The sequence below is a fragment of the Peteryoungia wuzhouensis genome (assembly GCF_003205195.1).
GTDB lineage: Bacteria > Pseudomonadota > Alphaproteobacteria > Rhizobiales > Rhizobiaceae > Allorhizobium > Allorhizobium wuzhouense.
This window is the reverse complement of record NZ_QJRY01000007.1, coordinates 307057-329295: the sequence shown is the minus strand read 5'-3', so window position 1 is coordinate 329295 and position 22239 is coordinate 307057. Positions and strand designations below refer to the sequence as shown.

Genomic DNA, 22239 nt, shown 5'->3' with positions numbered 1-22239 from the left:
CGGTTCAGGTTGAGCTGATCGTTCCGATCGCGATGGAAGAAAAGCTGCGCTTCGCGATCCGCGAAGGTGGCCGTACCGTCGGCGCCGGCATCGTCGCCTCGATCATCGAGTAATCGATTACGGGAAGCGGCCTCGGGCTACCGGTCCGAGGCCGCTTCGCATTTCTAGCTGCAGCTGGCGCAAGCCAGTGATGCAGTGAAAGCAGAGCTCGGCATTTCGGTCAGCGTGACCAATTGACGAGAGGCCGTTTGCGGTGTATGTCGCCGGCCACGATCAGAATCGCGCGGTGATTTGCACGGCGGATTCTCAGCGCTGCAGTTTTCAAAGGCCTGGTGACGGGTCGAGTTCGGCAGGGCTCCTCAGGAATAGAAGAGTGACAGCGGCATCCATGATGTCGCTGTGATTTTTGAAAATTTGGGGCCGGCCAGTCATGGTAATTCACTGTCTCTGCGTATGCGGGACGCAAGAAAAGAAACAAGGACAAGTCGAATGAACGGCCAGAATATCCGCATCCGCCTGAAGGCGTTTGATCACCGGGTTCTCGATGCCTCCACACGCGAAATCGTGCAGACGGCAAAGCGCACCGGTGCCAGCGTCCGCGGCCCGGTTCCGCTCCCGACACGCATTGAAAAATTTACCGTCAACCGTTCGCCTCACGTCGACAAGAAGAGCCGCGAACAGTTTGAAATGCGCACGCATAAGCGCCTGCTCGATATCGTTGATCCGACCCCCCAGACCGTGGACGCGCTGATGAAGCTCGACCTGGCTGCCGGCGTCGACGTCGAGATCAAGCTCTAAGAAGGAATTCCGGCGAGAGCCGAAATAACAAGGAAGGTACGTGGCAAGACCTGCCAACGACTTCTCGAAACGGGAAACCCGAAGGTTCGGAAGGGCCGGAGTGGAATCCTTAAACAAAGAGGAAAGGTCAGGATCGCGAGATCCCGTCCGCGACTCTCAAGAGGAATGAACCAATGCGTTCAGGTGTGATTGCACAGAAAGTGGGTATGACCCGCGTCTATAACGACGCCGGCGAACATGTCCCGGTTACAGTTCTGCGTCTGGATAACGTACAGGTCGTCGCTCAGCGCACGGCCGACAAGAACGGCTATGTCGCGCTTCAGCTCGGCGCCGGTACGTCGAAGGTCAAGAACACGACGAAGGGCCTTCGTGGTCACTTCGCAGCAGCGAGCGTTGAGCCCAAGGCCAAGCTCGTTGAATTCCGCGTTTCCGAAGAAAACCTCATCGATGTCGGCGCACAGCTGACCGCGAGCCATTTTGAAGCCGGCCAGCTGGTCGACGTCACGGGCACGACGATCGGTAAGGGTTTTGCCGGTGCCATGAAGCGCCACAACTTCGGTGGTCTGCGCGCGACCCACGGTGTTTCCGTCTCGCACCGTTCGCACGGTTCGACCGGTTCGAACCAGGATCCGGGCCGCGTTTGGAAGGGCAAGCGCATGGCTGGTCACATGGGCCAGACCCGCGTCACCACCCAGAACCTCGAAGTCGTTTCGACTGATGAAGATCGCGGTCTCATCCTGGTAAAGGGCGCAGTGCCCGGTTCCAAGGGTTCCTGGATCATCGTCCGCGACGCCGTTAAGTCGTCGAAGTAAGGGAGCCAAGCACATGGAATTGAACGTCAAGACCCTCTCGGGCACAGACGCCGGCAAGGTTTCTCTGTCTGACGAAATCTTCGGCCTTGAGCCGCGCGAAGACATCATTGCCCGCATGGTCCGCTACCAGCTGGCCAAGAAGCGCCAGGGTACGCACAAGACCAAGACCCGCGCTGAAGTCTCGCGCACCGGTGCGAAGATGTACAAGCAGAAGGGCACCGGTCGTGCTCGTCACCATTCGGCCCGCGCTCCGCAGTTCCGCGGCGGTGGTAAGGCTCATGGCCCGGTTGTTCGCAGCCACGCCCATGACCTGCCGAAGAAGGTTCGTGCACTCGCTCTGCGTCACGCCCTGTCGGCAAAGCTGAAGTCGGAAGACCTGATCATCGTTGATAATCTGGTTGCTGCCGAAGCCAAGACCAAGACCCTGGTCGGCACCTTCGCCTCGCTCGGCCTCACCAATGCTCTCGTCATCGGCGGTGCCGAAATCGACAGCAACTTCAAGCTCGCAGCCGCAAACATCCCGAACATCGATGTTCTGCCGGTTCAGGGCATCAACGTTTATGACATCCTGCGCCGCGGCAAGCTCGTCCTGTCGAAGGCGGCTGTGGAAGCTCTGGAGGAGCGGTTCAAATGACGGATCTTCGCCACTACGACGTGATCGTATCTCCGTCGATCACGGAAAAGTCGACCATGGTGTCTGAGAACAACCAGGTCGTCTTCAACGTCGCCAAGGGCGCCAGCAAGCCGGAAATCAAGGCTGCTGTCGAGGCTCTCTTCGGCGTCAAGGTCACCGCCGTCAATACGCTGCTCCGCAAGGGCAAGACAAAGCGTTTCCGCGGCTTCATCGGCAAGCAGAAGGACGTCAAGAAGGCGATCGTTACGCTCGCTGAAGGTCAGTCCATCGACGTGTCGACGGGCGTCTGAGGTAGGGAACAAGAACAATGGCATTGAAAAGCTATAATCCGACGACCCCGAGCCAGCGTCAGCTGGTCATCGTCGACCGCTCGGGCCTCTGGAAGGGCAAGCCGGTCAAGGCGCTGACGGAAGGTCTGTCCAAGAGCGGTGGTCGTAACAACCTCGGCCGCATCACGGCTCGCTTCATCGGTGGTGGTCACAAGCGTACCTACCGTCTCGTTGACTTCAAGCGTCGCAAGTTCGACGTCGAAGGCACCGTAGAACGTCTGGAATACGACCCGAACCGCACCGCCTTCATCGCCCTCATCACCTATGCTGATGGCGAACAGGCCTACATCCTGGCTCCACAGCGTCTCGCTGTTGGCGACAAGGTGATCGCCTCTGAGAAGGCTGTCGACGTAAAGCCCGGCAATGCGATGCCGCTGCAGTACATCCCGGTCGGCTCCATCATCCACAACGTGGAAATGAAGCCGGGCAAGGGCGGTCAGATCGCTCGCTCTGCAGGCACCTATGTTCAGCTGGTCGGCCGCGATGCCGGCATGGCAATCCTTCGCCTGAACTCCGGCGAACAGCGTCTGGTCCCGGGCTCCTGCCTGGCCACCGTCGGCGCCGTTTCCAACCCGGACCACGGCAACATCAATGATGGCAAGGCGGGTCGTACCCGCTGGCGCGGCAAGACCCCGCATAACCGCGGTGTCGTCATGAACCCGGTCGACCACCCCCACGGTGGTGGTGAAGGCCGCACGTCGGGTGGTCGTCACCCGGTCTCCCCGTGGGGTAAGCCCACCAAGGGTAAGCGGACTCGCTCGAACAAGTCGACCGACAAGTTCATCATGCGCTCGCGCCACCTGAAGAAGAAGTAAGAGAGGTAGTCAGAAATGGCTCGTTCAGTATGGAAAGGCCCGTTCGTTGACGGCTATCTTCTCAAGAAGGCTGAGAAGGTTCGTGAAGGCGGTCGTAGCGAAGTGATCAAGATGTGGAGCCGTCGCTCCACCATCCTGCCGCAGTTCGTCGGTCTCACTTTCGGCGTCTACAACGGCTCAAAGCATGTGCCCGTCTCTGTCAACGAAGACATGGTCGGCCACAAGTTCGGTGAATTCGCTCCCACCCGGACCTACTACGGTCACGGTGCGGACAAGAAGGCGAAGAGGAAGTAACGATGGGCAAGGCAAAAGCCGAACGCCGGCTGAAGGACAACGAGGCGCAAGCCATTGCGCGCACGATCCGCGTCAGCCCCCAGAAGCTCAACCTGGTTGCCGCGCTCATCCGCGGCAAGAAGGTCGAGCGCGCTCTCGCTGATCTCGAATTCTCCCGCAAGCGCATCGCCGGCACGGTCAAGAAGACCCTGGAATCGGCCATCGCAAACGCCGAGAACAACCATGACCTCGACGTCGATCAGCTGATCGTCGCCGAAGCCTATGTTGGCAAGTCGATCACCATGAAGCGTTTCCACGCTCGTGGCCGCGGCCGCGCATCGCGCATCGAAAAGCCGTTCTCGCACCTGACGATCGTCGTGCGCGAAGTCGAAGCCAAAGGGGAGGCCGCATAATGGGTCAGAAAATCAATCCGACAGGTTTTCGCCTGGGCATCAACCGCACTTGGGATAGCCGTTGGTTCGCGGACAATGCCGAGTATGGCAAGCTGCTGCACGAAGATCTGAAGATCCGCGCCTACCTGATGGAAGAGCTCAAGCAGGCCGGCATCGCCAAGGTCGTCATCGAGCGTCCGCACAAGAAGTGCCGCGTCACGATCCACTCGGCTCGTCCGGGTCTGATCATCGGCAAGAAGGGTGCAGACATCGAGAAGCTTCGCAAGAAGATCTCGTCGATGACCAACTCGGAAACGCACCTCAACATCGTTGAAGTGCGCAAGCCGGAAATCGACGCAACCCTCGTTGCCCAGTCGATTACCCAGCAGCTCGAGCGTCGTATCGCTTTCCGTCGCGCCATGAAGCGCGCCGTACAGTCGGCAATGCGTCTGGGTGCCGAAGGCATCAAGATCACCTGCGCCGGCCGTCTCGGTGGTGCTGAAATCGCGCGTACCGAATGGTACCGCGAAGGTCGCGTTCCGCTTCACACCCTGCGTGCCGACATCGACTACGGCACGTCGGAAGCGGAAACCGCCTACGGCATCTGCGGCGTGAAGGTCTGGATCTTCAAGGGCGAAATCCTTGAGCATGATCCGATGGCGTCTGAGCGCCGTGCACTCGAGGGCGATGCCCAGGGTCCGGCAAGCCGTGAACGCGGTGATCGTGGCGACCGTCGCCGCGAGAACGCTTGATTGAACGCTGGCGAAAGATAAGCTCGGAGAAGTAAGAAAATGTTGCAGCCAAAGCGTACAAAGTACCGCAAGCAGTTCAAGGGGCGCATCAAGGGCGTCGCCAAGGGCGGTTTTGATCTGGCATTCGGCGAATTCGGCCTGAAGTCTCTCGAACCCAACCGCGTGAATGCTCGCGAAATCGAAGCAGCCCGTCGTGCGATCACCCGCTACATGAAGCGTGCGGGCCGTGTATGGATCCGCGTATTCCCTGACGTTCCGGTCACGGCAAAGCCGACCGAAGTTCGTATGGGTAAGGGTAAGGGTTCGGTCGAATACTGGGCTTGCAAGGTCAAGCCCGGCCGAATGATGTTCGAGATCGACGGTGTATCCGAGGAGATCGCTCGCGAAGCGCTCCGTCTCGGTTCGGCCAAGCTCTCGGTCAAGACGCGCTTCGTACAGCGCATTGCAGAGTGAGGATTGAGCCCATGAAAGCCGCAGACGTCCGCGCCATGAGCGCCGATCAGCTGAACGACGAGCTTGCCAAGCTGAAGAAGGAGCAGTTCAACCTGCGCTTCCAGAAGGCCACCGGCCAGCTTGAGAAGTCTTCCCGTATCCTGGAAGTTCGTCGTGACATCGCACGCGTGAAAACCATTGCCCGCCAGAAGGCGGCAGAAGCCAAGGCCTAAGGACCAGAAGAATATGCCGAAACGCATTCTGCAGGGCGTAGTTGTCAGCGACAAGAACGACAAGACTGTCGTTGTTCGCGTTGAGCGTCGATTCGCACATCCCTTGCTTCAGAAGACCGTTCGCCGGTCGAAGAAGTACAAGGCCCATGACGAAAACAACCAGTACAAGACCGGTGACGTCGTTTCCATCGAGGAATGCGCACCGATCTCCAAGGACAAGTGCTGGACGGTTATCTCCGCCCAGGCTTAATTTGACGAGATTCTGCGCAGGGGCTTGCACCTTGCGCAGAATCTTGTATGAAGCAGGCCACTGGCTGGGAACGCCCCCTTACGGGCGTTCTTTTGCTTTGAGCGCACGGAAGGTCCCTTATGGGAAACCACCCTGTATTTATCTTCCCGCGCACTCTCGAAATTTATCATAAGCCGGAATAGGGGGCGTATGCCCAACCGTTCGGGTTACAACAAGAAGGCGACCTGACATGATTCAGATGCAGACTAACCTCGACGTCGCGGATAATTCCGGCGCACGTCGTGTCATGTGCATCAAGGTGCTGGGCGGCTCCAAGCGCAAGTACGCTTCGGTCGGCGACATTATCGTCGTCTCGATCAAGGAAGCGATCCCGCGCGGCCGCGTCAAGAAGGGCGATGTGATGAAGGCGGTTGTCGTTCGCACCGCCAAGGACATCCGTCGCGCTGACGGCAGCGTCATCAGATTCGATAACAACGCTGCTGTTCTTATCGACAACAAGAAAGAGCCGATCGGCACCCGTATCTTCGGACCGGTTCCGCGCGAACTTCGCGCCAAGAACCACATGAAGATCATCTCGCTGGCTCCAGAAGTACTGTAAGGGAGCGGGAAGCGATGAATAAGATCCGCAAGGGCGACAACGTCGTCGTACTCTCCGGCAAGGACAAGGGCCGCACTGGCGAAGTCCTCCAGGTCCTGCCGAAGGAAGATCGCGCCGTAGTGCGTGGTATCAACATGGTGAAGCGCCATCAGCGTCAGACACAGACGCAGGAAGCCGGCATCATCAACAAGGAAGCATCCATTCACCTGTCCAACATTGCCATCGTCGGCAAGGACGGCAAGCCGACCCGCGTTGGCTTCCAGGTCGTAGACGGCAAGAAGGTGCGTGTGGCCAAGCGTTCGGGAGATGTCATCGATGGCTGAGGCAAAGTATGAGCCGCGGCTCAAGACCGAGTATGTAACGCGCATTCGTGCAGCGCTGCAGGAGCAGTTCTCGTTCGCAAACGAGATGCAGATTCCGAAGCTCGACAAGATCGTCATCAACATGGGCGTGGGCGAGGCGACTGCCGACTCCAAGAAGCCTTCTGTTGCTGCTGCTGACCTTGCTGCGATCGCCGGCCAGAAGCCGGTCATCACCAAGGCGCGCAACTCGATCGCTGGTTTCAAGGTTCGTGAAAACATGCCGATCGGCGCGAAGGTTACCCTGCGCGGCGCCCGCATGTACGAATTCCTGGACCGCCTGATCAACATCGCGCTTCCGCGCGTTCGCGACTTCCGGGGCCTGAACCCGAAAAGCTTTGACGGCCGTGGCAACTTCGCCATGGGCATCAAGGAGCACATTGTGTTCCCTGAGATCAACTACGACAAGGTTGATCAGATGTGGGGCATGGACATCATCGTTTGCACGACGGCAAACTCGGACGACGAAGCTCGGGCTCTTCTGAAAGAGTTCAACTTCCCGTTCCGCACGTAACCGTAACGACGAGCGTAGAAGAGGAACTTCCATATGGCGAAGACAAGCGCAGTTGAAAAGAACAAGCGCCGCCGCAAGTTGGTCGGTCAGCACGCCGCTAAGCGGGCCGCGCTGAAGGCGATCATTATGAACCAGTCGCTCTCGATTGAAGAACGGTTCAAGGCAACATTGAAGCTGGCGGATCTGCCGCGCGATGGCTCCAAGACCCGTATCCGCAACCGTTGCGAAGTGACCGGCCGTCCGCGTGCGTTTTATCGCAAGCTCGGCATGTCCCGTATCGCACTCCGCGACCTCGGCAATTCCGGCAAGGTGCCGGGCATTGTCAAGTCGAGCTGGTAAGGAGACGCGCAAATGACGATGACTGATCCGTTGGGCGATATGCTCACCCGCATCCGCAATGGCGCCGCACGCCGCAAGAGCTCGGTTAACACCCCGGCCTCGAACCTGCGCGCCCGCGTTCTCGACGTTCTGCAGGCCGAAGGTTACATCCGCGGCTACAGCCAGGTCGATTACGGCAATGGCAAGTCCGAGCTCACGATCGAGCTGAAGTACTACGAAGGTGCTTCGGTCATTCGCGAAATCGGCCGCGTCTCCAAGCCGGGCCGCCGAGTTTATGTCTCGGTCAAGTCCATCCCGCAGGTCGCGAACGGCCTCGGCATCACCATCCTTTCGACTCCGAAGGGTGTGATGGCCGATCACCAGGCTCGCGAACAGAACGTTGGTGGTGAGGTTCTCTGCTCTGTCTTCTAAGACAGCGCAGGGGAACTCCATAGCGAACAGACAGGATAAAAACTATGTCTCGTATCGGTAAGAAGCCCGTTCCGGTTCCGGCTGGCGTGACCGCCACTGTCGAAGGCCAGAAGGTCTCCGTCAAGGGCCCGAAGGGTGAACTCTTCTTCGTCGCAAATGACGAAATCTCCGTGAAGCTCGAAGACAACGCTGTTGTCGTCCTGCCGATCAACGACTCCAAGGATGCTCGTTCCAAGTGGGGCATGTCCCGCACGATGGTCGAAAACATCCTGAAGGGTGTCAAGGACGGTTACGAGCGCAAGCTCGAAATCAACGGCGTTGGTTACCGTGCATCGCTGCAGGGCAAGAACCTGCAACTCGCGCTCGGCTTCAGCCATGATGTCGTCTATGAGCCGCCGGTTGGCATCTCCATCGCTGTTCCGAAGCCGACCGAAATCATCGTGTCCGGCATCAACAAGCAGCAGGTCGGCCAGGTTGCCGCCGAGATCCGCGAATATCGCGGTCCGGAGCCCTACAAGGGCAAGGGCGTCAAGTATGCCGAAGAGCGGATCGTCCGCAAAGAAGGCAAGAAGAAGTAAGGAACGCGCGAAATGGCAAGCAGAAAAGAAGCACTTGTTCGCCGTGCGAACCGCGTACGGCGTCAGATCAAAGCGGTGGCCAATGGCCGTCCGCGTCTGTCGGTACATCGCTCTTCGAAGAACATCTACGCTCAGATCATCGACGACGTCGCTGGCAAGACCCTTGCGGCTGCTTCGACCCTCGATGGCGGCCTGAAGGCCGAGCTCAAGACCGGCGCCGACACCGCAGCAGCAGCTGCCGTTGGCAAGCTGGTTGCCGAGCGCGCAACCAAGGCTGGCGTGAAGGAAGTTGTCTTCGATCGTGGCGCCTTCATCTATCATGGCCGCATCAAGGCCCTGGCAGAAGCGGCCCGCGAAGGCGGTCTCTCCTTCTGATCAAGTTTCCGCCCGGGCTTGCGCTCGGGCGGATATCCGGCCTATAGAGCCGGCCACACCGGATTCCACCTTGACCCGACAGGGCAGGGTGGAACTTTGCGTAATCTGCCGATTGCACCCGGAAAAGAAAAAGGAAAAGGACAATGGCACAAGAAAAGCGTGGTTCGCGCGATGATCGCCAGAACCGTGAAGAACGCGATAGCGAATTTGTCGACAAGCTGGTCGCCATCAACCGCGTCGCCAAGGTAGTTAAGGGCGGCCGTCGCTTCGGCTTCGCAGCCCTCGTCGTCGTCGGCGACCAGAAGGGCCGCGTTGGCTTCGGTCATGGCAAGGCACGTGAAGTGCCGGAAGCCATCCGCAAGGCCACCGAAGCCGCCAAGCGCGAACTGATCTTCGTTCCGCTGCGTGACGGTCGCACCCTGCATCACGACGTAAACGGCCGTCATGGCGCCGGCAAGGTTCTCCTGCGCGCCGCCAAGGCTGGTACCGGTATCATCGCCGGTGGTCCGATGCGCGCCGTGTTCGAAACGCTCGGCATGCATGACGTCGTCGCCAAGTCGACTGGCTCGTCGAACCCGTACAACATGGTTCGCGCCACGTTCGACGCCCTGAAGGCTCAGGTGCATCCGAAGGATGTGGCAGCTCAGCGCGGCTTGAAGTACGCCACGCTGCAGGCTCGCCGCGCCGCCTCCGGCAACGCAGCTGAAGAATAAGAGGAGTCTGAACCATGGCCAAGGCTACGAAGAAGACTGAAGCAAAGACGATCACGGTCGAGCAGATCGGTTCGCCCATTCGCCGTCCGGCAGTCCAGCGCGCAACGCTGGTCGGTCTGGGCCTCAACAAGATGCACCGGGTCCGCACCCTGGAAGATACGCCTTCCGTTCGTGGCATGATCCGTGCTGTCCAGCATCTCGTTCGCGTCGTCGACGAGAAGTGAGACGGGGGAAGTCATCATGAAACTGAATGAAATCAAAGACAACGAAGGCGCTTCCAAGGACCGTATCCGCGTAGGTCGCGGTATTGGTTCGGGCAAGGGCAAGACCGGTGGTCGCGGCGTGAAGGGTCAGAAGGCTCGTTCCGGCGTTGCCGTCAACGGCTTCGAAGGCGGCCAGATGCCGATCTATCGTCGCCTGCCGAAGCGCGGCTTCAACAACATCTTCGCATCTGAATACGTCACCGTTTCGCTCGGCCGTATCCAGACCGCGATCGATGCTGGCAAGCTCGACGCCAAGGCAACGGTTGATGCCGCTTCGCTCAAGGCAGCCGGCGTGATCCGCCGCGCCAAGGACGGCGTTCGCGTTCTCTCCGATGGCGACCTGAAGGCCAAGCTCACGATCGAAGTCGCCGGTGCCTCCAAGGCCGCCGTCGAGAAGATCGAAAAGGCTGGCGGTTCCATCAAGCTGCTCGAAGCAGTCAAGGAAGCCGCTGAATAAGTGACTGACAATCGCCCGGGGTGCTTCACACCGGGCGATTTTGCTCCCATATGTGAGCCTCACGATCCCAGGACGGAATGGACGTCGTTTCGTCTTCCGGGTCATCTGGAAAACAAGGGTGTGAGGCATGCGGTTGCTGGCCAACTTCTCCCCGCGCCCTGTTTTCTGAAAAACAGTTTGAACGAATAGCCTACGGCCGCGAAAGTCGCGTTGCCGGTCAAGGTTTGCGGAGAATTTCATGGCTTCTGCAGCGGAACAACTGGCCTCGAACCTCAACTTCTCGACTTTCGCCAAGGCGGAAGATCTGAAGAAGCGTCTGTGGTTCACCCTGGCCGCATTGCTGGTCTATCGCCTCGGCACGCATATTCCGCTGCCTGGCCTCAATCCCGAAGCCTATGCGGCGGCCTTCCAGGGCCAGTCCGGCGGCATTCTCGGCCTCTTCAACATGTTTGCCGGTGGCGCTGTCCAGCGCATGGCGATTTTCGCCCTCGGCATCATGCCCTACATCTCGGCCTCGATCATCGTGCAGCTCATGACCTCGGTCGTGCCGGCGCTCGAGAATCTCAAGAAAGAAGGCGAGCAGGGCCGCAAGATCATCAACCAGTACACCCGTTATGGCACCGTTCTGCTCGGCGCCCTGCAGGCCTATGGCATCGCGGTGGGTCTGGAATCCGGCCAGGGAATCGTTGTCGATCCCGGCATCTTCTTCAAGATCTCGACCGTACTGACGCTGCTCGGCGGCACCATGTTCCTGATGTGGCTCGGTGAGCAGATCACCTCGCGCGGCATCGGCAACGGCATTTCGCTGATCATCTTCGCGGGCATTGCCGCAGGTCTCCCGACCGCGATCGCCCACACGCTCGAACTCGGCCGTACCGGCGCGCTCTCGACCTTCCTGATCTTCGCAGTCGTAATCGTCGCCATCGGCGTCATCGCGCTGATCGTCTTCGTCGAGCGCGCCCAGCGTCGCCTTCTGATCCAGTATCCGAAGCGTCAGGTCGGCAACCGCATGTTCCAGGGCGACACCTCGCACCTGCCGCTGAAGCTGAACACCTCGGGCGTCATCCCGGCGATCTTCGCATCCTCGCTGCTGCTTTTGCCCGCAACGGCTGCAGGCTTCGCTGGCAGCTCGCAGATGCCGGGCTGGGCAACGACCATCATCGCGTCCCTCAGCCACGGCCAGCCGGTCTACATGCTGATGTATGCGGCTCTGATCGCCTTCTTCGCCTTCTTCTACACGGCCATCGTCTTCAACCCGAAGGACACGGCCGACAACCTGAAGAAACATGGCGGCTTCATCCCGGGCATCCGCCCCGGTGACCGCACGGCTGAATACATCGATTACGTCCTGACCCGCATCACGGTCATCGGCGCGATCTATCTCGTCTTCGTCTGCATTCTTCCCGAAATCCTCATCGCACGCACCGGCATCCCATTAGCCCTTGGTGGTACGTCGCTTTTGATTGTTGTCAGCGTCACCCTTGATACTGTAGCACAGATCCAGGGACATCTGATCGCCCAGCAATATGAAGGCCTGATCAAGAAGTCGAAGCTGCGTGGAGGAAAGAGGGGACGATGAGACTGATTCTGTTAGGACCGCCGGGCGCGGGCAAGGGGACCCAGGCCCAGCGGATCGTGGAGAAGCACGGCATCCCGCAGCTTTCCACCGGTGACATGCTTCGTGCAGCGGTTTCCGCCGGCACGGAGGTCGGAAAGCGCGCCAAGGCCGTCATGGACGCCGGCAGGCTGGTTTCTGACGAGATCGTCATCGCCATCGTGTCCGAGCGCATTGATGCGCCCGATTGCGCCAATGGCTTCATCCTCGACGGCTTCCCGCGCACGCTGGTCCAGGCCGACGCGACCGAAGCCATGCTGTCCGGCAAGAATATCGACCTGTCGGCGGTCATCGAGATCCGCGTCGACGACGAGATCCTGGCGGATCGAATCGCCGGTCGTTACACTTGCGCCAACTGTGGCGCCGGTTATCACGACGAAAACCTGAAGCCGAAGGTTGAGGGTGTCTGCGACAAGTGCGGTTCCACGCATTTCAAGCGCCGCCCCGACGACAACAGGGAGACGGTCCGTACTCGTCTCCAGGCCTACTACAAGGAAACATCGCCGCTGATCGGTTATTACCACGCCAAGGGTAAGCTGCATTCGGTCGACGGCATGGGCGAGATCGATGCCGTCACGGCCGAGATCGAAGCCATCCTCGCCCGGGTCTGACCCGGGCGGTTCCAAGAATCTTCGTGGCATCGGTTGCTTTTGTCGACTGATTCCGCTAAAGACCGCGCCAACTCGCGACATGACTGCGATCGGCGCGTTCTTCCTGAGACGGAAGACCGGGTTCGATCGTTTTGACGTGTTGAGAACCCGATTTGTAATTGCGGCTCATTCGGGCCGTGTAACGAGACACCACTTGCCGGATGGCAACTGGAAGCAAGGAGAATAGGCGTGGCACGTATCGCTGGCGTCAACATCCCGACTGCGAAGCGCGTTGTTATTGCGCTGACCTATATTCACGGGATCGGACCGAAGTTTGCACAGGAAATCATGGAAAAGGTCGGCCTGCCCGCTGAAAAGCGCGTACACCAGCTGACCGACGCCGAAGTTCTGGCCATCCGCGAAACCATCGACCGCGACTACCAGGTCGAAGGTGATCTTCGTCGCGATACCGCGATGAACATCAAGCGTCTGATGGACCTCGGCTGCTACCGCGGCCTGCGTCATCGTCGCGGCCTGCCGGTTCGCGGTCAGCGCACGCACACCAACGCCCGCACCCGCAAGGGCCCGGCGAAGGCGATCGCTGGTAAGAAGAAGTAATTTTTTCGAGGCAGTTGGCAATAGGCAGTGGGCAGTAGGGATACTACTGGCTACTGCCTAAATCCTATTGCCTCGATTGGTGTAGCCGCTGGCATTACGGCGGTGCTTAGATCAACTGAAAGGAAGACCATGGCCAAGGAAGCCACACGCGTTCGCCGTCGCGAACGTAAAAACATCTCGTCGGGCGTAGCGCACGTCAACTCGACCTTCAACAATACGATGATCACCATCACCGACGCACAGGGCAACGCGATTGCCTGGTCGTCTGCTGGTGCAAAGGGCTTCAAGGGTTCGCGTAAGTCGACCCCGTTCGCGGCCCAGATCGCTGCTGAAGACTGCGCCAAGAAGGCCCAGGAACACGGCATGAAGTCTCTCGAAGTGGAAGTCTGCGGTCCGGGTTCGGGTCGTGAATCCGCTCTGCGCGCCCTCCAGGCTGCCGGCTTCATGATCACGTCCATCCGCGACGTGACGCCGATCCCACACAATGGCTGCCGTCCGCGCAAGAAGCGTCGCGTCTAATCATTCTTCGTCTTGCCGGGCAGGCGGTTCGCCTTCCCGGTGCTTCTCATATTCGGCCGTCACGATTGAATGGTGATGGCGAACGGAAGGTAAAATCATGATTCAGAAGAATTGGCAGGAACTGATCAAGCCGAACAAGGTGGAATTTTCCTCCTCCGGCCGCACCAAGGCGACCCTCGTCGCCGAGCCGCTCGAGCGTGGCTTCGGCCTGACGCTCGGCAACGCTCTGCGTCGCGTTCTCCTGTCGTCGCTTCGGGGTGCAGCGGTTACCGCTGTCCAGATCGACGGCGTTCTGCACGAGTTCTCGTCTATCCCAGGCGTTCGCGAAGATGTCACCGACATCGTCCTGAACATCAAGGAAATCGCCATCAAGATGGACGGCGACGATGCCAAGCGCATGGTTGTCCGCAAGCAGGGTCCGGGCGTGGTTACCGCCGGTGACATCCAGACGGTCGGCGACATCGAGATCCTGAACCCCAACCATGTCATCTGCACCCTCGACGAAGGTGCGGAAATCCGCATGGAGTTCACGGTCAACAACGGCAAGGGTTACGTCCCGGCCGAGCGTAACCGCGCAGAAGATGCTCCGATCGGCTTGATCCCGGTCGACAGCCTCTACTCGCCGGTCAAGAAGGTGTCCTACAAGGTGGAAAACACCCGCGAAGGACAGGTTCTCGACTATGACAAGCTGCTGATGACCATCGAAACCGATGGTTCGGTCACCGGTGAAGATGCAGTTGCTTTCGCAGCCCGCATTCTCCAGGACCAGCTCGGCGTCTTCGTCAACTTCGACGAGCCGCAGAAGGAAGTCGAAGAAGAGTCGGTTACCGAACTCGCCTTCAACCCGGCTCTGCTCAAGAAGGTCGACGAACTGGAGCTTTCGGTCCGTTCGGCGAACTGCCTGAAGAACGACAACATTGTCTACATCGGCGATCTGATCCAGAAGACCGAGGCAGAAATGCTGCGCACGCCGAACTTCGGTCGCAAGTCGCTCAACGAAATCAAGGAAGTTCTCGCTTCCATGGGCCTGCACCTCGGTATGGAAGTACCGGCATGGCCGCCCGAGAACATCGAAGATCTCGCGAAGCGTTACGAAGACCAGTATTAATAACAGTGAAGGCAGCCTCTAGATCTGCCTTTCCCCGTCAAACTGCGGGCGAATGCCCGTATGTGTCAGGAAACGGCAGCCTCTGAGACAGAGCCTGCACTTAAAGGAGAATAGCAATGCGCCACCAGAAAGCCGGCCGCAAGCTGAACCGTACCGCCAGCCACCGTAAGGCGATGTTCGCCAACATGGCGGCTTCGCTCATCCTGCATGAGCAGATCGTGACCACCCTGCCGAAGGCGAAGGAAATTCGCCCGATCGTCGAAAAGCTCGTCACCCTCGGCAAGCGCGGCGACCTGCATGCTCGCCGCCAGGCGATCTCGCAGATCCGCGACGTTGCCGTCGTCGCCAAGCTGTTCGACGCCATCGCTTCGCGCTACGCAACCCGCAACGGCGGCTACCTGCGTATCATGAAGGCCGGTTTCCGCCAGGGCGACAACGCTGCCATGGCCGTCATCGAGTTCGTTGAACGCGACGTCGACGCCAAGGGCGCAGCCGACAAGGCCCGCGTCGCCGCTGAAGCCGAAGCTGAAGCCGCGTAAGTTTCCTCCCGTAAGGGAAGGACGAAAAAAGCCGGGTGAGCGATCACCCGGCTTTTTGCTGTCTTCCGTTTGCGTGACGGGCGGCCCTCAGAGTCTTCACCCGCAGGCCTCGGCGCGGCTCATCAGAAACGCCCGCTCTGCGGCATTCCCACTCAACCCGGCCGCCCGCGCGAACGCTGCCCGCGCTTCGGCCATGCGCCCCGATCGCATGAGGAAGTCTCCCTTGGCCGCAGGGAGCGGCGCGTAGCCCGCCAGCGACTGCTCCTCCTCAATCTCCTCCAGCAGCGCCAGCCCCGTCTCCGGTCCGAACGCCATGGCATGGGCCACCGCCCGGTTCAGCGCCACGACGGGCGAGGGGAGGCGCTCCAGCAGCCGATCGTAGAGCGCGGCACTTCTGTGCCAGTCCGTATCGTCAAACTTCGCCGCCCGCGCATGCACCGCTGCAAGTGCCGCCTGCAGCGCATAAACGCCATCTTCACCGCCAAGCCTGGTTACAGTCGCCAGCCCCGCCAGCCCGCGCTGGATCAGCAACCTGTCCCAGAGCCCGCGGTTCTGCGTCTCGAGCGTGAGCGCGCGACCATCCGCGCCGACCCGTGCCTTGAAGCGCGAGGCCTGAAGCTCCATCAGCGAGAGCAGGGCATGCGCCTCCGCTTCCTCCGGCGCCAGCCCCACCAGGATGCGCCCCAGCCGCATCGCCTCCTGACAAAGCTGCGGCCGGATCAGATCCTCACCCCGGCTTGCGGCATATCCCTCGTTGAAGATGAGATAGATCACCTCCAGCACCGAGCCGAGGCGTGCCGCGCGCTCCTCGCCAAGCGGCACCTCGAACGCGACATCGCCGTCACGCAGGATCTTCTTGGCCCTGACGATCCGCTGCGCCACCGTCGTCTCCTGGGAGAGAAAGGCGCGCGCGATTTCCTCCGTCGTCAGGCCGGCGATGATCTTCAATGTCAGCGCCGTGCGCTGGTCGTGGGAAAGCAACGGATGGCAGGCGGTGAAGATCAACGACAGCCGCTCGTCACCGATCGTGTCGTCGAGCCGTGCCTCGATCGCTGCATGGGCGTCGCTCTGCCCGGCCTCGATCTCATGCGTGATCGCTGCCTCGTACCGCGCCATCATCCGGCGCCGCCGCCAGAGGTCGACGGCCCGACGTTTCGCCGTCGTCATCAGCCAGCCGCCGGGATTGGGCGGCGTTCCTGTCCGGGGCCAGGCACCAAGGGCAGCCATCAGCGCGTCCTGCGCCAGGTCTTCGGCCAGGCTGATGTCGCCCACATGCCGTGCGAGCCCGGCAATCAGCCGGACCCGCTCCAGGCGAAAGATCGCCTCGATATCCCGTGCGGTCGTCTCCATGGCGTCCTGGCTCTTGCCGCCAGGATGAGCCGGTGCCTGTCCATCTCGTGTCATGGTCAGGAGTATGGACACCTTGCCCGTGCGGTCAACGCCGGCCATGGCCTCAGGCGTCGACGGTCGAGCTGTCGCCGGGTACGGCCGCAGGATCCATCCAGAAGATCTCCCAGACATGCCCGTCCGGATCCTCGACCGACCGGCTGAACATCGACCCATGATCTTGCGCCGGGTTCGGATCGGCCCGCCCACCCTTGGCGCTGGCAGCCTCCAGGACCCGATCCACCTCCGCCCGTTCACCGACCGTCACCGCGAGCAGCATCTGGCTCGTCGCCTTGGCATCGGCAATCGGCCGCTGGGTGAAGTTGCGGTAATAGTCATGCGTCAGGATCATCACGCCGATCGTGTCCGTCAGCATCATGCAGGCCGCATTCTCGTTGGAGAAATGCGGATTGCGCGTTGCCCCCAGCGCCTCGTAGAAGCGCGTTGAAGCGCCGAGATCGGTCACCGGCAGGTTGACGAAGATCATCTTGCTCATGCGGTCTCAACCCCTGTCTTTCTGCTGGGCTGCAAGGCCTTCGGCGGCGCGATCATGGCTCGCCTGGCCCTCGGGCGTGGCGATCTCGGCAAAGTCCTCCATCTCGTAGAAGGGACGGATTTCAATCTCGCTCGGCCCCAGCATCGGGTTCGGGCAACGCTTCACCCAGGCGACCGCTTCGTCCATGTCCTTGACCTCCCAGATCCAGTAGCCGGCAACCAGCTCCCGGGTCTCCGCGAACGGCCCGTCGATGACCCGGCGGTCCGGCCCGTCAAAGGCCACCCGCTTGCCCATCTTGGATGGCTTCAAGCCGTCGCCGGACAGCATGATGCCGGCCTGCACCAGCTCCTCGTTGAATTTGCCCATGTCCTCGAACAGTTTCGGCGGCGGCATGATGCCTTCTTCGCTGTCTTCCGTCGCCTTCACCAAGACCATCACACGCATGACTTCTCTCCTCTTGTTGTCCGGACCGCCTTGTCCGGTCCTATCCCCTCAACGGATGAGCATGGCAGGTTTCGACACGGGAGAGAAAAAAAATTAGTGGCGATGCCGATGGCGGAGGCGGTGGTCCAGAAAGCCGGCAAGTGCGATGCCGATCAGATAGGCGAGAATGTTCCACAGCGAGAAGATACGCCCCAGCAGCAAGGCGCCTGCAAGCGTCAGCCGAAAAGCGTCGAGCCAGGGAGCATGGTAGAGCCGGAGGAGCTCGACGGCGAGCGAGATTGCGCAGGCAAGCCCGGTCGCCAGCCGCAGCCGGCGGGGCAGGGCGGCCGCCACCAGCAGAAACACCATCGCCCCCCAGAGCATCGAACCGCCATATTTGACCAGTCCATAGGGCAAGCCGACCTCGTAACCGGTCAGCCGCAGGGTGATTCCCACGGCAATGGTCGCGAGCGCCGCAAGCAGCCGCCAAAGGCGCATTTTCAGAATGACGTTTGATCCGGTCATGCCGCGTGTCTACCGGCAGGCCGGCAAAAGACAAGGGCCGAAGGGAGGGGGAATGAGCACGCTGACTTCAAGAGATCGCATCAGCCTCGACGGCATCGACCGTCTCCTGATCGATCCGCCGCCGGCCCCTGCGCTTTCTGGTATCCGCCGCTTCTGCGTGGAATTTCTTCTGTTCGGTATCAAGGAAGCCCGTGCCTGCCTCTTTGCCGGGTCCTTCTTCGTCTCGATCTTCGTCATGCCCCGCGAGGGCCTTTTCGGCGTTCCGCGCTACGATCTGCTGCTCTTGATCGCGATTGCGATCCAGGTCTGGATGGTCTGGGCCAAACTCGAGACTTTGGACGAGCTGAAGGCAATCTGCCTCTTTCACCTCGTCGGCTTCGCTCTGGAGGTTTTCAAGACCTCAGGCGCCATCCAGTCCTGGTCCTATCCCGATTTCGCCTATACCAAGCTGCTCGGCGTACCGCTCTTCTCCGGCTTCATGTATGCCGCCGTCGGCAGCTACATCATCCAGGCCTGGCGCCTGCTGCATGTGCGGATCCGCCATCACCCACCGTACTGGATGGCGACCCTGGTGGCGCTGGCGATCTACGGGAACTTCTTTACCCACCATTATATCGGGGATTACCGCTGGTACATCGCGGCATTGGCGATCGGTCTCTATGCCCGGGCAACCGTCGTCTACCGTCCCTTTGATCGCGACCGCCGCATGCCGCTGATCCTCGCCTTCATCCTGATCGGCTTCTTCATCTGGCTGGCCGAGAACCTCTCGACCTTCTTCGCCATCTGGTACTATCCCAATCAGATCGGCGCCTGGTCGACGGTCCATCTCGGCAAGTGGAGTTCGTGGACGCTCCTGGTGATCATGACCTTCACCATCGTTGCCTCGCTCAAGCACATCCGGGAAAAGATCTACATTCCGCAGTAGGGACGGGGCAGCCAACCGCCCTCACGCCATCAGCGACATTTCCGAAAACACCTGGTTTCGCCCATTGGCCTTGGCCATATAGAGAAATTGGTCGGCGGCATTCAGCTGGTTGTCCAGCGGCTCCCGGGCCTGCACATTGGCAAGGCCGAATGAGGTCGTGACGGAAATTTCGGTGCCGTTGCGCAGCTCGATCGTCATCTCCTCGATCGCGATGCGAACAGCCTCGCAGAAGTCGTGCGCCGACTGGTCGGTCAGACCCCGCAGATAGAAGGCGAATTCCTCGCCGCCGAGGCGGGCCGCCATGTGTGGCGTGCCCTCGACCGCCTCCTGGACGCAACCGGCGACGCGACGCAGCGTATCGTCACCCGCCTCATGGCCATAGGTGTCGTTGACCTTCTTGAAGAAGTCGATGTCGAGCAGGGCAACCGCGCTGTCCACGCCCATCGCCTGATCCTCGCGCATCATCTCCGCCACCACCTCGAAGAAGTAGCGACGGTTGGGCAGATTGGTCAGCTGGTCCCGCTCGGCAAAATAGCGCAGGCGCTTGATCAGCTTGATCGTGTCAACATTGCTGTCGATGCGACATTGGAATTCTTCCGCCAGCAGCGGCCGGTAGATGAAGTCATTGGCACCCGCCTTGAGAAAAAGCGAGCTGACGCGGCGATCGCTGGACGATGTCACGCCGATGATCCTGAGCTGGGTATAGGCGGAACTCTGGCGCACATGCTGCACCAGCGTATAGCCGTCCATGTCGGGCATATTGTAGTCGGTGATCAGCAGCTCGACATCCTTTTCCTCCGCAAGGATCGTCAGCGCCTCGGCCCCGGATCGCGCCTCCCGCACATCGAAATTGTGCCGTGTCAGCAGGTCGACCAAGCTCTGGCGCGCGCTGTTCTGGTCATCGACCACGAGCACTTTCACATCCGCATTGCCAAGCACCCGCACCGCCGTCTGCACCACCCGGCCGATGGAATTGTTTTCGTCCTTGACGCAGTAGTCGAGCAGTTGCATCTGCGCATAGCGCGCCTGCGCCTGCGCGTCATGACGGGCGGTGAAGACGATGGCCGTAAGGTCGGCATCGTCGAGCACGCCGAGAATGTCCTCGCCACCGCCGTCCGGCAGGTTGAGCCCGGTGATGGCGAAGGCGAACCGCTCGGCCGTGAAGGCGCGACGGGCCTCGGCAAGGTTTGTGCAATGGACGATCGTTGCGCTCGAGACCGCCGCGAGCCGGGACATGATGAGGTTGGCAACGGCCAGGGAATCCTCGATCAGCAGAATGCTGTTCGACTTCTGCGCCCCGCGCACGGATTGAGCGTGGCAAGCCCAGCCGAAGGTAGCGCTGTCACGTCCTGAAAATTCCGCGTGGGGCTTCATGTCTCGGGCCGTCCTCCTGACGATCACACCGCAACTTAGGGCCCGATGTATTAATGCGATCTGAATAATCATCCGCCACAATTGACACTTTGAGGCGACGAATTGTTCTTAAAGCGACAATCGCTCCGTCAGGGCCTTGCCATCGCGCGCTTCGCCCGACGGCGCGCCATGATCCGGGGTCGAATGAGGCGATAGCCGAGCAACACGACCGCGACCGTGATGTAGAAGGCCGGCTCCGCCGAGATCACCTTCAGCGACAGGGCATAGTGCAGCACGGCGACGATCAGCACCGGATACACAAGCTTGTGCAGCTTGTTCCATGTCGGCCCCAGCCGCCGGATCGAGGCCTGGTTGGAGGTCAGGGCGAGCGGGATCAGCATCAACAGCCCCGCCATGCCGAACATGATATAGGGCCGCTTCAGGATATCGCCGGCAATCGACGAGAAGATCAATCCGCGATCGAGCGTCAGATAGACGGTGAAATGCGCCAGCACGTAATAGAAGGCGATCAGCCCCAGCGCGCGCCGGTAGGCAATGAGGTTAATGCCGAAGAGATCGCGCAGCGGCGTGACGGCAAGCCCGAGACAGAGAAACCGGAGCGCCCAGAGCCCCAGAAGATGCTCGAAGGCACGAACCGGGTCCGCGCCAAGCCCGCCGAAGATGCCGAGATAGAAGGCATAGAACCCCGGCAGGAGGCCGACGACGTAAAGCACCCAGATCGAGGCCGGCTTGTAGCGGGCGGGAAGGGCAGGCAGCGAAAGCGCGGTCATCAGTAGAACTTCGTCAGGTCCATGCCGGCATAGAGGCCGGCGACCTCGTCGGCATAGCCGTTGAACGGCAGCGTATCGATGCGCGCACCGCCGAACAGCCCGTCGGCCTCGCCGATCCGCCGCTCGGTTGCCTGGCTCCAGCGCGGATGGTCGACGGCCGGATTGACGTTGGCATAGAAGCCGTATTCGGACGACTGCAGCTTGTTCCAGGTTGACGGCGGCTCCTTGTCGGTCAGCGTGATCTTGACGATCGACTTGATGCCCTTGAAGCCGTATTTCCAGGGAACGACGAGCCGGATCGGTGCGCCGTTCTGGTTCGGCAGCGTCTCACCATAGAGCCCGGTCGCCAGGATCGCCAGCGGATGGCGCGCTTCATCGAGCCTGAGGCCCTCGACATAGGGCCATTCCAGCGCCTGGAAGAGACCGGCCTGTCCCTGCATTTCCTCAGGGCGAACAAGCGTTTCGAAGGCGACGTATTTTGCCGAACCCAAGGGTTCCACCCGGTCGAGCAGCGCCGAAATCGGGAAACCGATCCACGGGATCACCATCGACCAGGCCTCGACGCAGCGCATCCGGTAGACGCGCTCTTCCATCGGGAATTCTTTCAGGATCGTCTCGATGTCGATCACCTGCGGCTTGTTGACCATGCCGCCGACTTCGATCGTCCACGGGCGGGTGTTGAGCGAGCCGGAGTTGCGCGCCGGATCTTCCTTGCCGGTCCCGAATTCGTAGAAGTTGTTGTAGCTGGTCACATCCTCCTTGGAGGTCAGCTTGTCATCGACCTTGTAGGCGCTGGGTTTGGCAGCCAGGGGCATGGTCAGTTGGGCGGCGCCCGCAATCGAGGGCAGGCCGGCAGCCGCAAGCCCTCCGGCGGCGGCGCCAATGAATTCTCGGCGTCGCAGATACAGCGACTTCGGTGTGATGGCGCTTTCGGCGATGCGGGTAGGACGGTAGCGGGACATGATCGACCTCGTGAAGCTCCGGTATGCCTTCGATATGACATAGGAGACGAGCGGCAGGAAAA

Annotated in this window: 36 protein-coding genes; 29 read left to right on the top strand and 7 right to left on the bottom strand. The window is 60.6% G+C overall.

The window, feature by feature from the left end:
* The 28 genes from DMY87_RS19360 to rplQ form a co-directional block, all read left to right on the top strand.
* The coding region (locus tag DMY87_RS19360) for an EF-Tu C-terminal domain-related protein (protein ID WP_133253043.1) at window positions 1-113 on the top strand (113 nt) is incomplete at its 5' end.
* Between the two features lie 376 nt (window positions 114-489).
* The gene (rpsJ, locus tag DMY87_RS19355; RefSeq protein ID WP_009109911.1) at window positions 490-798 is read left to right on the top strand and encodes a 30S ribosomal protein S10; all 309 of its coding nucleotides are present in this window, start codon (window positions 490-492) and stop codon (window positions 796-798) included.
* Window positions 799-971: 173 nt separating this feature from the next.
* Window positions 972-1610, top strand: coding sequence for a 50S ribosomal protein L3 (gene rplC / locus DMY87_RS19350; RefSeq protein ID WP_110793263.1), 639 nt, complete (start codon window positions 972-974; stop codon window positions 1608-1610).
* 13 nt (window positions 1611-1623) lie between these two features.
* Window positions 1624-2244, top strand: coding sequence for a 50S ribosomal protein L4 (rplD, locus tag DMY87_RS19345; protein WP_110793262.1), 621 nt, complete (start codon window positions 1624-1626; stop codon window positions 2242-2244).
* Window positions 2241-2534: a 50S ribosomal protein L23 gene (locus DMY87_RS19340; RefSeq protein WP_062282880.1), complete on the top strand. Its 294-nt coding sequence runs from the start codon at window positions 2241-2243 to the stop codon at window positions 2532-2534. Before rplD ends, DMY87_RS19340 begins: the two co-directional genes overlap by 4 nt.
* Window positions 2535-2551: 17 nt before the next feature.
* Window positions 2552-3388 (top strand): 50S ribosomal protein L2, encoded by an 837-nt coding sequence (rplB, locus tag DMY87_RS19335; RefSeq protein ID WP_110793261.1) that lies wholly within the window; start codon window positions 2552-2554, stop codon window positions 3386-3388.
* A gap of 15 nt (window positions 3389-3403) precedes the next feature.
* Window positions 3404-3682 (top strand): 30S ribosomal protein S19, encoded by a 279-nt coding sequence (gene rpsS / locus DMY87_RS19330; RefSeq protein ID WP_062282885.1) that lies wholly within the window; start codon window positions 3404-3406, stop codon window positions 3680-3682.
* Between the two features lie 2 nt (window positions 3683-3684).
* A complete protein-coding gene (gene rplV / locus DMY87_RS19325; RefSeq protein WP_062282888.1) occupies window positions 3685-4074 on the top strand; it encodes a 50S ribosomal protein L22 in 390 nt (129 codons plus the stop codon).
* On the top strand, window positions 4074-4805 hold the full coding sequence (gene rpsC / locus DMY87_RS19320; protein WP_110793260.1) for a 30S ribosomal protein S3: 732 nt from the start codon (window positions 4074-4076) through the stop codon (window positions 4803-4805). Before rplV ends, rpsC begins: the two co-directional genes overlap by 1 nt.
* Window positions 4806-4844: 39 nt before the next feature.
* Window positions 4845-5258, top strand: a complete 414-nt coding sequence (gene rplP, locus DMY87_RS19315) for a 50S ribosomal protein L16 (RefSeq protein WP_009109534.1) — start codon at window positions 4845-4847, stop codon at window positions 5256-5258.
* Between the two features lie 11 nt (window positions 5259-5269).
* Window positions 5270-5470: a 50S ribosomal protein L29 gene (gene rpmC / locus DMY87_RS19310; RefSeq protein WP_110793259.1), complete on the top strand. Its 201-nt coding sequence runs from the start codon at window positions 5270-5272 to the stop codon at window positions 5468-5470.
* Window positions 5471-5483: 13 nt separating this feature from the next.
* Entirely contained in the window at window positions 5484-5720 is a 237-nt protein-coding gene (gene rpsQ, locus DMY87_RS19305; RefSeq protein WP_062282893.1) for a 30S ribosomal protein S17, read from the top strand.
* A 229-nt stretch (window positions 5721-5949) separates the two neighbouring features.
* Window positions 5950-6318, top strand: coding sequence for a 50S ribosomal protein L14 (gene rplN / locus DMY87_RS19300; RefSeq protein ID WP_003495199.1), 369 nt, complete (start codon window positions 5950-5952; stop codon window positions 6316-6318).
* A 14-nt stretch (window positions 6319-6332) separates the two neighbouring features.
* Window positions 6333-6641: a 50S ribosomal protein L24 gene (rplX, locus tag DMY87_RS19295; protein ID WP_110793258.1), complete on the top strand. Its 309-nt coding sequence runs from the start codon at window positions 6333-6335 to the stop codon at window positions 6639-6641.
* A complete protein-coding gene (rplE, locus tag DMY87_RS19290) occupies window positions 6634-7191 on the top strand; it encodes a 50S ribosomal protein L5 (RefSeq protein WP_110793257.1) in 558 nt (185 codons plus the stop codon). The genes rplX and rplE overlap by 8 nt, the downstream gene beginning before the upstream one ends.
* 33 nt (window positions 7192-7224) lie before the next feature.
* Window positions 7225-7530 carry a 30S ribosomal protein S14 gene (gene rpsN / locus DMY87_RS19285; RefSeq protein ID WP_110793256.1) on the top strand — a complete coding sequence of 102 codons (306 nt, stop codon included), beginning with the start codon at window positions 7225-7227 and terminating at the stop codon, window positions 7528-7530.
* Window positions 7531-7542: 12 nt separating this feature from the next.
* Entirely contained in the window at window positions 7543-7941 is a 399-nt protein-coding gene (gene rpsH, locus DMY87_RS19280; RefSeq protein ID WP_062282905.1) for a 30S ribosomal protein S8, read from the top strand.
* A gap of 44 nt (window positions 7942-7985) precedes the next feature.
* Window positions 7986-8519 (top strand): 50S ribosomal protein L6, encoded by a 534-nt coding sequence (rplF, locus tag DMY87_RS19275; RefSeq protein ID WP_110793255.1) that lies wholly within the window; start codon window positions 7986-7988, stop codon window positions 8517-8519.
* Window positions 8520-8531: 12 nt separating this feature from the next.
* Window positions 8532-8894: a 50S ribosomal protein L18 gene (gene rplR, locus DMY87_RS19270; RefSeq protein WP_110793254.1), complete on the top strand. Its 363-nt coding sequence runs from the start codon at window positions 8532-8534 to the stop codon at window positions 8892-8894.
* A gap of 143 nt (window positions 8895-9037) precedes the next feature.
* Complete coding sequence (gene rpsE, locus DMY87_RS19265) at window positions 9038-9607, top strand: 30S ribosomal protein S5 (protein WP_110793253.1); 570 nt, start codon at window positions 9038-9040, stop codon at window positions 9605-9607.
* A gap of 14 nt (window positions 9608-9621) precedes the next feature.
* A complete protein-coding gene (rpmD, locus tag DMY87_RS19260) occupies window positions 9622-9831 on the top strand; it encodes a 50S ribosomal protein L30 (protein WP_006728669.1) in 210 nt (69 codons plus the stop codon).
* A gap of 16 nt (window positions 9832-9847) precedes the next feature.
* Window positions 9848-10327 carry a 50S ribosomal protein L15 gene (rplO, locus tag DMY87_RS19255; RefSeq protein WP_110793252.1) on the top strand — a complete coding sequence of 160 codons (480 nt, stop codon included), beginning with the start codon at window positions 9848-9850 and terminating at the stop codon, window positions 10325-10327.
* 238 nt (window positions 10328-10565) lie between these two features.
* A complete protein-coding gene (gene secY / locus DMY87_RS19250) occupies window positions 10566-11906 on the top strand; it encodes a preprotein translocase subunit SecY (RefSeq protein ID WP_110793251.1) in 1341 nt (446 codons plus the stop codon).
* Window positions 11903-12553, top strand: a complete 651-nt coding sequence (locus tag DMY87_RS19245) for an adenylate kinase (protein ID WP_110793250.1) — start codon at window positions 11903-11905, stop codon at window positions 12551-12553. The genes secY and DMY87_RS19245 overlap by 4 nt, the downstream gene beginning before the upstream one ends.
* Window positions 12554-12781: 228 nt before the next feature.
* Window positions 12782-13150, top strand: coding sequence for a 30S ribosomal protein S13 (gene rpsM, locus DMY87_RS19240; protein ID WP_062282930.1), 369 nt, complete (start codon window positions 12782-12784; stop codon window positions 13148-13150).
* A 129-nt stretch (window positions 13151-13279) separates the two neighbouring features.
* On the top strand, window positions 13280-13669 hold the full coding sequence (gene rpsK / locus DMY87_RS19235; protein ID WP_015915761.1) for a 30S ribosomal protein S11: 390 nt from the start codon (window positions 13280-13282) through the stop codon (window positions 13667-13669).
* A gap of 97 nt (window positions 13670-13766) precedes the next feature.
* On the top strand, window positions 13767-14777 hold the full coding sequence (locus DMY87_RS19230; RefSeq protein ID WP_062282933.1) for a DNA-directed RNA polymerase subunit alpha: 1011 nt from the start codon (window positions 13767-13769) through the stop codon (window positions 14775-14777).
* A 116-nt stretch (window positions 14778-14893) separates the two neighbouring features.
* The gene (gene rplQ / locus DMY87_RS19225) at window positions 14894-15316 is read left to right on the top strand and encodes a 50S ribosomal protein L17 (RefSeq protein WP_054158119.1); all 423 of its coding nucleotides are present in this window, start codon (window positions 14894-14896) and stop codon (window positions 15314-15316) included.
* Between the two features lie 96 nt (window positions 15317-15412).
* Here rplQ and DMY87_RS19220 read toward each other — a convergent pair whose 3' ends face one another.
* The 4 genes from DMY87_RS19220 to DMY87_RS19205 form a co-directional block, all read right to left on the bottom strand.
* Window positions 15413-16765, bottom strand: coding sequence for an RNA polymerase sigma factor (locus DMY87_RS19220; protein WP_245408978.1), 1353 nt, complete (start codon window positions 16763-16765; stop codon window positions 15413-15415).
* 4 nt (window positions 16766-16769) lie between these two features.
* Window positions 16770-17198, bottom strand: a complete 429-nt coding sequence (locus tag DMY87_RS19215) for a VOC family protein (protein ID WP_110793249.1) — start codon at window positions 17196-17198, stop codon at window positions 16770-16772.
* Window positions 17199-17204: 6 nt separating this feature from the next.
* Window positions 17205-17642: a YciI family protein gene (locus tag DMY87_RS19210; protein ID WP_110793248.1), complete on the bottom strand. Its 438-nt coding sequence runs from the start codon at window positions 17640-17642 to the stop codon at window positions 17205-17207.
* A gap of 93 nt (window positions 17643-17735) precedes the next feature.
* Window positions 17736-18146, bottom strand: coding sequence for a ribosomal maturation YjgA family protein (locus DMY87_RS19205; protein ID WP_110793247.1), 411 nt, complete (start codon window positions 18144-18146; stop codon window positions 17736-17738).
* 52 nt (window positions 18147-18198) lie between these two features.
* Between DMY87_RS19205 and DMY87_RS19200 the strand changes: the two genes are divergently transcribed.
* Complete coding sequence (locus DMY87_RS19200; protein WP_110793246.1) at window positions 18199-19071, top strand: DUF817 domain-containing protein; 873 nt, start codon at window positions 18199-18201, stop codon at window positions 19069-19071.
* Between the two features lie 21 nt (window positions 19072-19092).
* On the opposite strand, the gene DMY87_RS19195 is transcribed toward DMY87_RS19200, so the two are convergent.
* The 3 genes from DMY87_RS19195 to msrP all read right to left on the bottom strand — a co-directional run bounded on the left by DMY87_RS19195 (window position 19093) and on the right by msrP (window position 22177).
* Window positions 19093-20445 carry a GGDEF domain-containing response regulator gene (locus DMY87_RS19195; RefSeq protein WP_110793245.1) on the bottom strand — a complete coding sequence of 451 codons (1353 nt, stop codon included), beginning with the start codon at window positions 20443-20445 and terminating at the stop codon, window positions 19093-19095.
* A gap of 128 nt (window positions 20446-20573) precedes the next feature.
* Window positions 20574-21218: a protein-methionine-sulfoxide reductase heme-binding subunit MsrQ gene (gene msrQ, locus DMY87_RS19190; protein ID WP_110793244.1), complete on the bottom strand. Its 645-nt coding sequence runs from the start codon at window positions 21216-21218 to the stop codon at window positions 20574-20576.
* Window positions 21215-22177, bottom strand: coding sequence for a protein-methionine-sulfoxide reductase catalytic subunit MsrP (msrP, locus tag DMY87_RS19185; RefSeq protein WP_110793243.1), 963 nt, complete (start codon window positions 22175-22177; stop codon window positions 21215-21217). Before msrP ends, msrQ begins: the two co-directional genes overlap by 4 nt.
* Between the last annotated feature and the right edge of the window lie 62 nt (window positions 22178-22239).

Excerpts from the sequence above, each read along its gene's own strand:
- rpsJ (WP_009109911.1), top strand. The coding sequence starts at position 490 with ATGAACGGCCAGAATATCCGCATCCGCCTGAAGGCGTTTGATCACCGG.
- rplC (WP_110793263.1), top strand. The coding sequence starts at position 972 with ATGCGTTCAGGTGTGATTGCACAGAAAGTGGGTATGACCCGCGTCTAT.
- rplD (WP_110793262.1), top strand. The coding sequence starts at position 1,624 with ATGGAATTGAACGTCAAGACCCTCTCGGGCACAGACGCCGGCAAGGTT.
- DMY87_RS19340 (WP_062282880.1), top strand. The coding sequence starts at position 2,241 with ATGACGGATCTTCGCCACTACGACGTGATCGTATCTCCGTCGATCACG.
- rplB (WP_110793261.1), top strand. The coding sequence starts at position 2,552 with ATGGCATTGAAAAGCTATAATCCGACGACCCCGAGCCAGCGTCAGCTG.
- rpsS (WP_062282885.1), top strand. The coding sequence starts at position 3,404 with ATGGCTCGTTCAGTATGGAAAGGCCCGTTCGTTGACGGCTATCTTCTC.
- rplV (WP_062282888.1), top strand. The coding sequence starts at position 3,685 with ATGGGCAAGGCAAAAGCCGAACGCCGGCTGAAGGACAACGAGGCGCAA.
- rpsC (WP_110793260.1), top strand. The coding sequence starts at position 4,074 with ATGGGTCAGAAAATCAATCCGACAGGTTTTCGCCTGGGCATCAACCGC.
- rplP (WP_009109534.1), top strand. The coding sequence starts at position 4,845 with ATGTTGCAGCCAAAGCGTACAAAGTACCGCAAGCAGTTCAAGGGGCGC.
- rpmC (WP_110793259.1), top strand. The coding sequence starts at position 5,270 with ATGAAAGCCGCAGACGTCCGCGCCATGAGCGCCGATCAGCTGAACGAC.
- rpsQ (WP_062282893.1), top strand. The coding sequence starts at position 5,484 with ATGCCGAAACGCATTCTGCAGGGCGTAGTTGTCAGCGACAAGAACGAC.
- rplN (WP_003495199.1), top strand. The coding sequence starts at position 5,950 with ATGATTCAGATGCAGACTAACCTCGACGTCGCGGATAATTCCGGCGCA.
- rplX (WP_110793258.1), top strand. The coding sequence starts at position 6,333 with ATGAATAAGATCCGCAAGGGCGACAACGTCGTCGTACTCTCCGGCAAG.
- rplE (WP_110793257.1), top strand. The coding sequence starts at position 6,634 with ATGGCTGAGGCAAAGTATGAGCCGCGGCTCAAGACCGAGTATGTAACG.
- rpsN (WP_110793256.1), top strand. The coding sequence starts at position 7,225 with ATGGCGAAGACAAGCGCAGTTGAAAAGAACAAGCGCCGCCGCAAGTTG.
- rpsH (WP_062282905.1), top strand. The coding sequence starts at position 7,543 with ATGACGATGACTGATCCGTTGGGCGATATGCTCACCCGCATCCGCAAT.
- rplF (WP_110793255.1), top strand. The coding sequence starts at position 7,986 with ATGTCTCGTATCGGTAAGAAGCCCGTTCCGGTTCCGGCTGGCGTGACC.
- rplR (WP_110793254.1), top strand. The coding sequence starts at position 8,532 with ATGGCAAGCAGAAAAGAAGCACTTGTTCGCCGTGCGAACCGCGTACGG.
- rpsE (WP_110793253.1), top strand. The coding sequence starts at position 9,038 with ATGGCACAAGAAAAGCGTGGTTCGCGCGATGATCGCCAGAACCGTGAA.
- rpmD (WP_006728669.1), top strand. The coding sequence starts at position 9,622 with ATGGCCAAGGCTACGAAGAAGACTGAAGCAAAGACGATCACGGTCGAG.
- rplO (WP_110793252.1), top strand. The coding sequence starts at position 9,848 with ATGAAACTGAATGAAATCAAAGACAACGAAGGCGCTTCCAAGGACCGT.
- secY (WP_110793251.1), top strand. The coding sequence starts at position 10,566 with ATGGCTTCTGCAGCGGAACAACTGGCCTCGAACCTCAACTTCTCGACT.
- DMY87_RS19245 (WP_110793250.1), top strand. The coding sequence starts at position 11,903 with ATGAGACTGATTCTGTTAGGACCGCCGGGCGCGGGCAAGGGGACCCAG.
- rpsK (WP_015915761.1), top strand. The coding sequence starts at position 13,280 with ATGGCCAAGGAAGCCACACGCGTTCGCCGTCGCGAACGTAAAAACATC.
- DMY87_RS19230 (WP_062282933.1), top strand. The coding sequence starts at position 13,767 with ATGATTCAGAAGAATTGGCAGGAACTGATCAAGCCGAACAAGGTGGAA.
- rplQ (WP_054158119.1), top strand. The coding sequence starts at position 14,894 with ATGCGCCACCAGAAAGCCGGCCGCAAGCTGAACCGTACCGCCAGCCAC.
- DMY87_RS19220 (WP_245408978.1), bottom strand. The coding sequence starts at position 16,765 with ATGGCCGGCGTTGACCGCACGGGCAAGGTGTCCATACTCCTGACCATG.
- DMY87_RS19215 (WP_110793249.1), bottom strand. The coding sequence starts at position 17,198 with ATGAGCAAGATGATCTTCGTCAACCTGCCGGTGACCGATCTCGGCGCT.
- DMY87_RS19210 (WP_110793248.1), bottom strand. The coding sequence starts at position 17,642 with ATGCGTGTGATGGTCTTGGTGAAGGCGACGGAAGACAGCGAAGAAGGC.
- DMY87_RS19205 (WP_110793247.1), bottom strand. The coding sequence starts at position 18,146 with ATGACCGGATCAAACGTCATTCTGAAAATGCGCCTTTGGCGGCTGCTT.
- DMY87_RS19200 (WP_110793246.1), top strand. The coding sequence starts at position 18,199 with ATGAGCACGCTGACTTCAAGAGATCGCATCAGCCTCGACGGCATCGAC.
- DMY87_RS19195 (WP_110793245.1), bottom strand. The coding sequence starts at position 20,445 with ATGAAGCCCCACGCGGAATTTTCAGGACGTGACAGCGCTACCTTCGGC.
- msrP (WP_110793243.1), bottom strand. The coding sequence starts at position 22,177 with ATGTCCCGCTACCGTCCTACCCGCATCGCCGAAAGCGCCATCACACCG.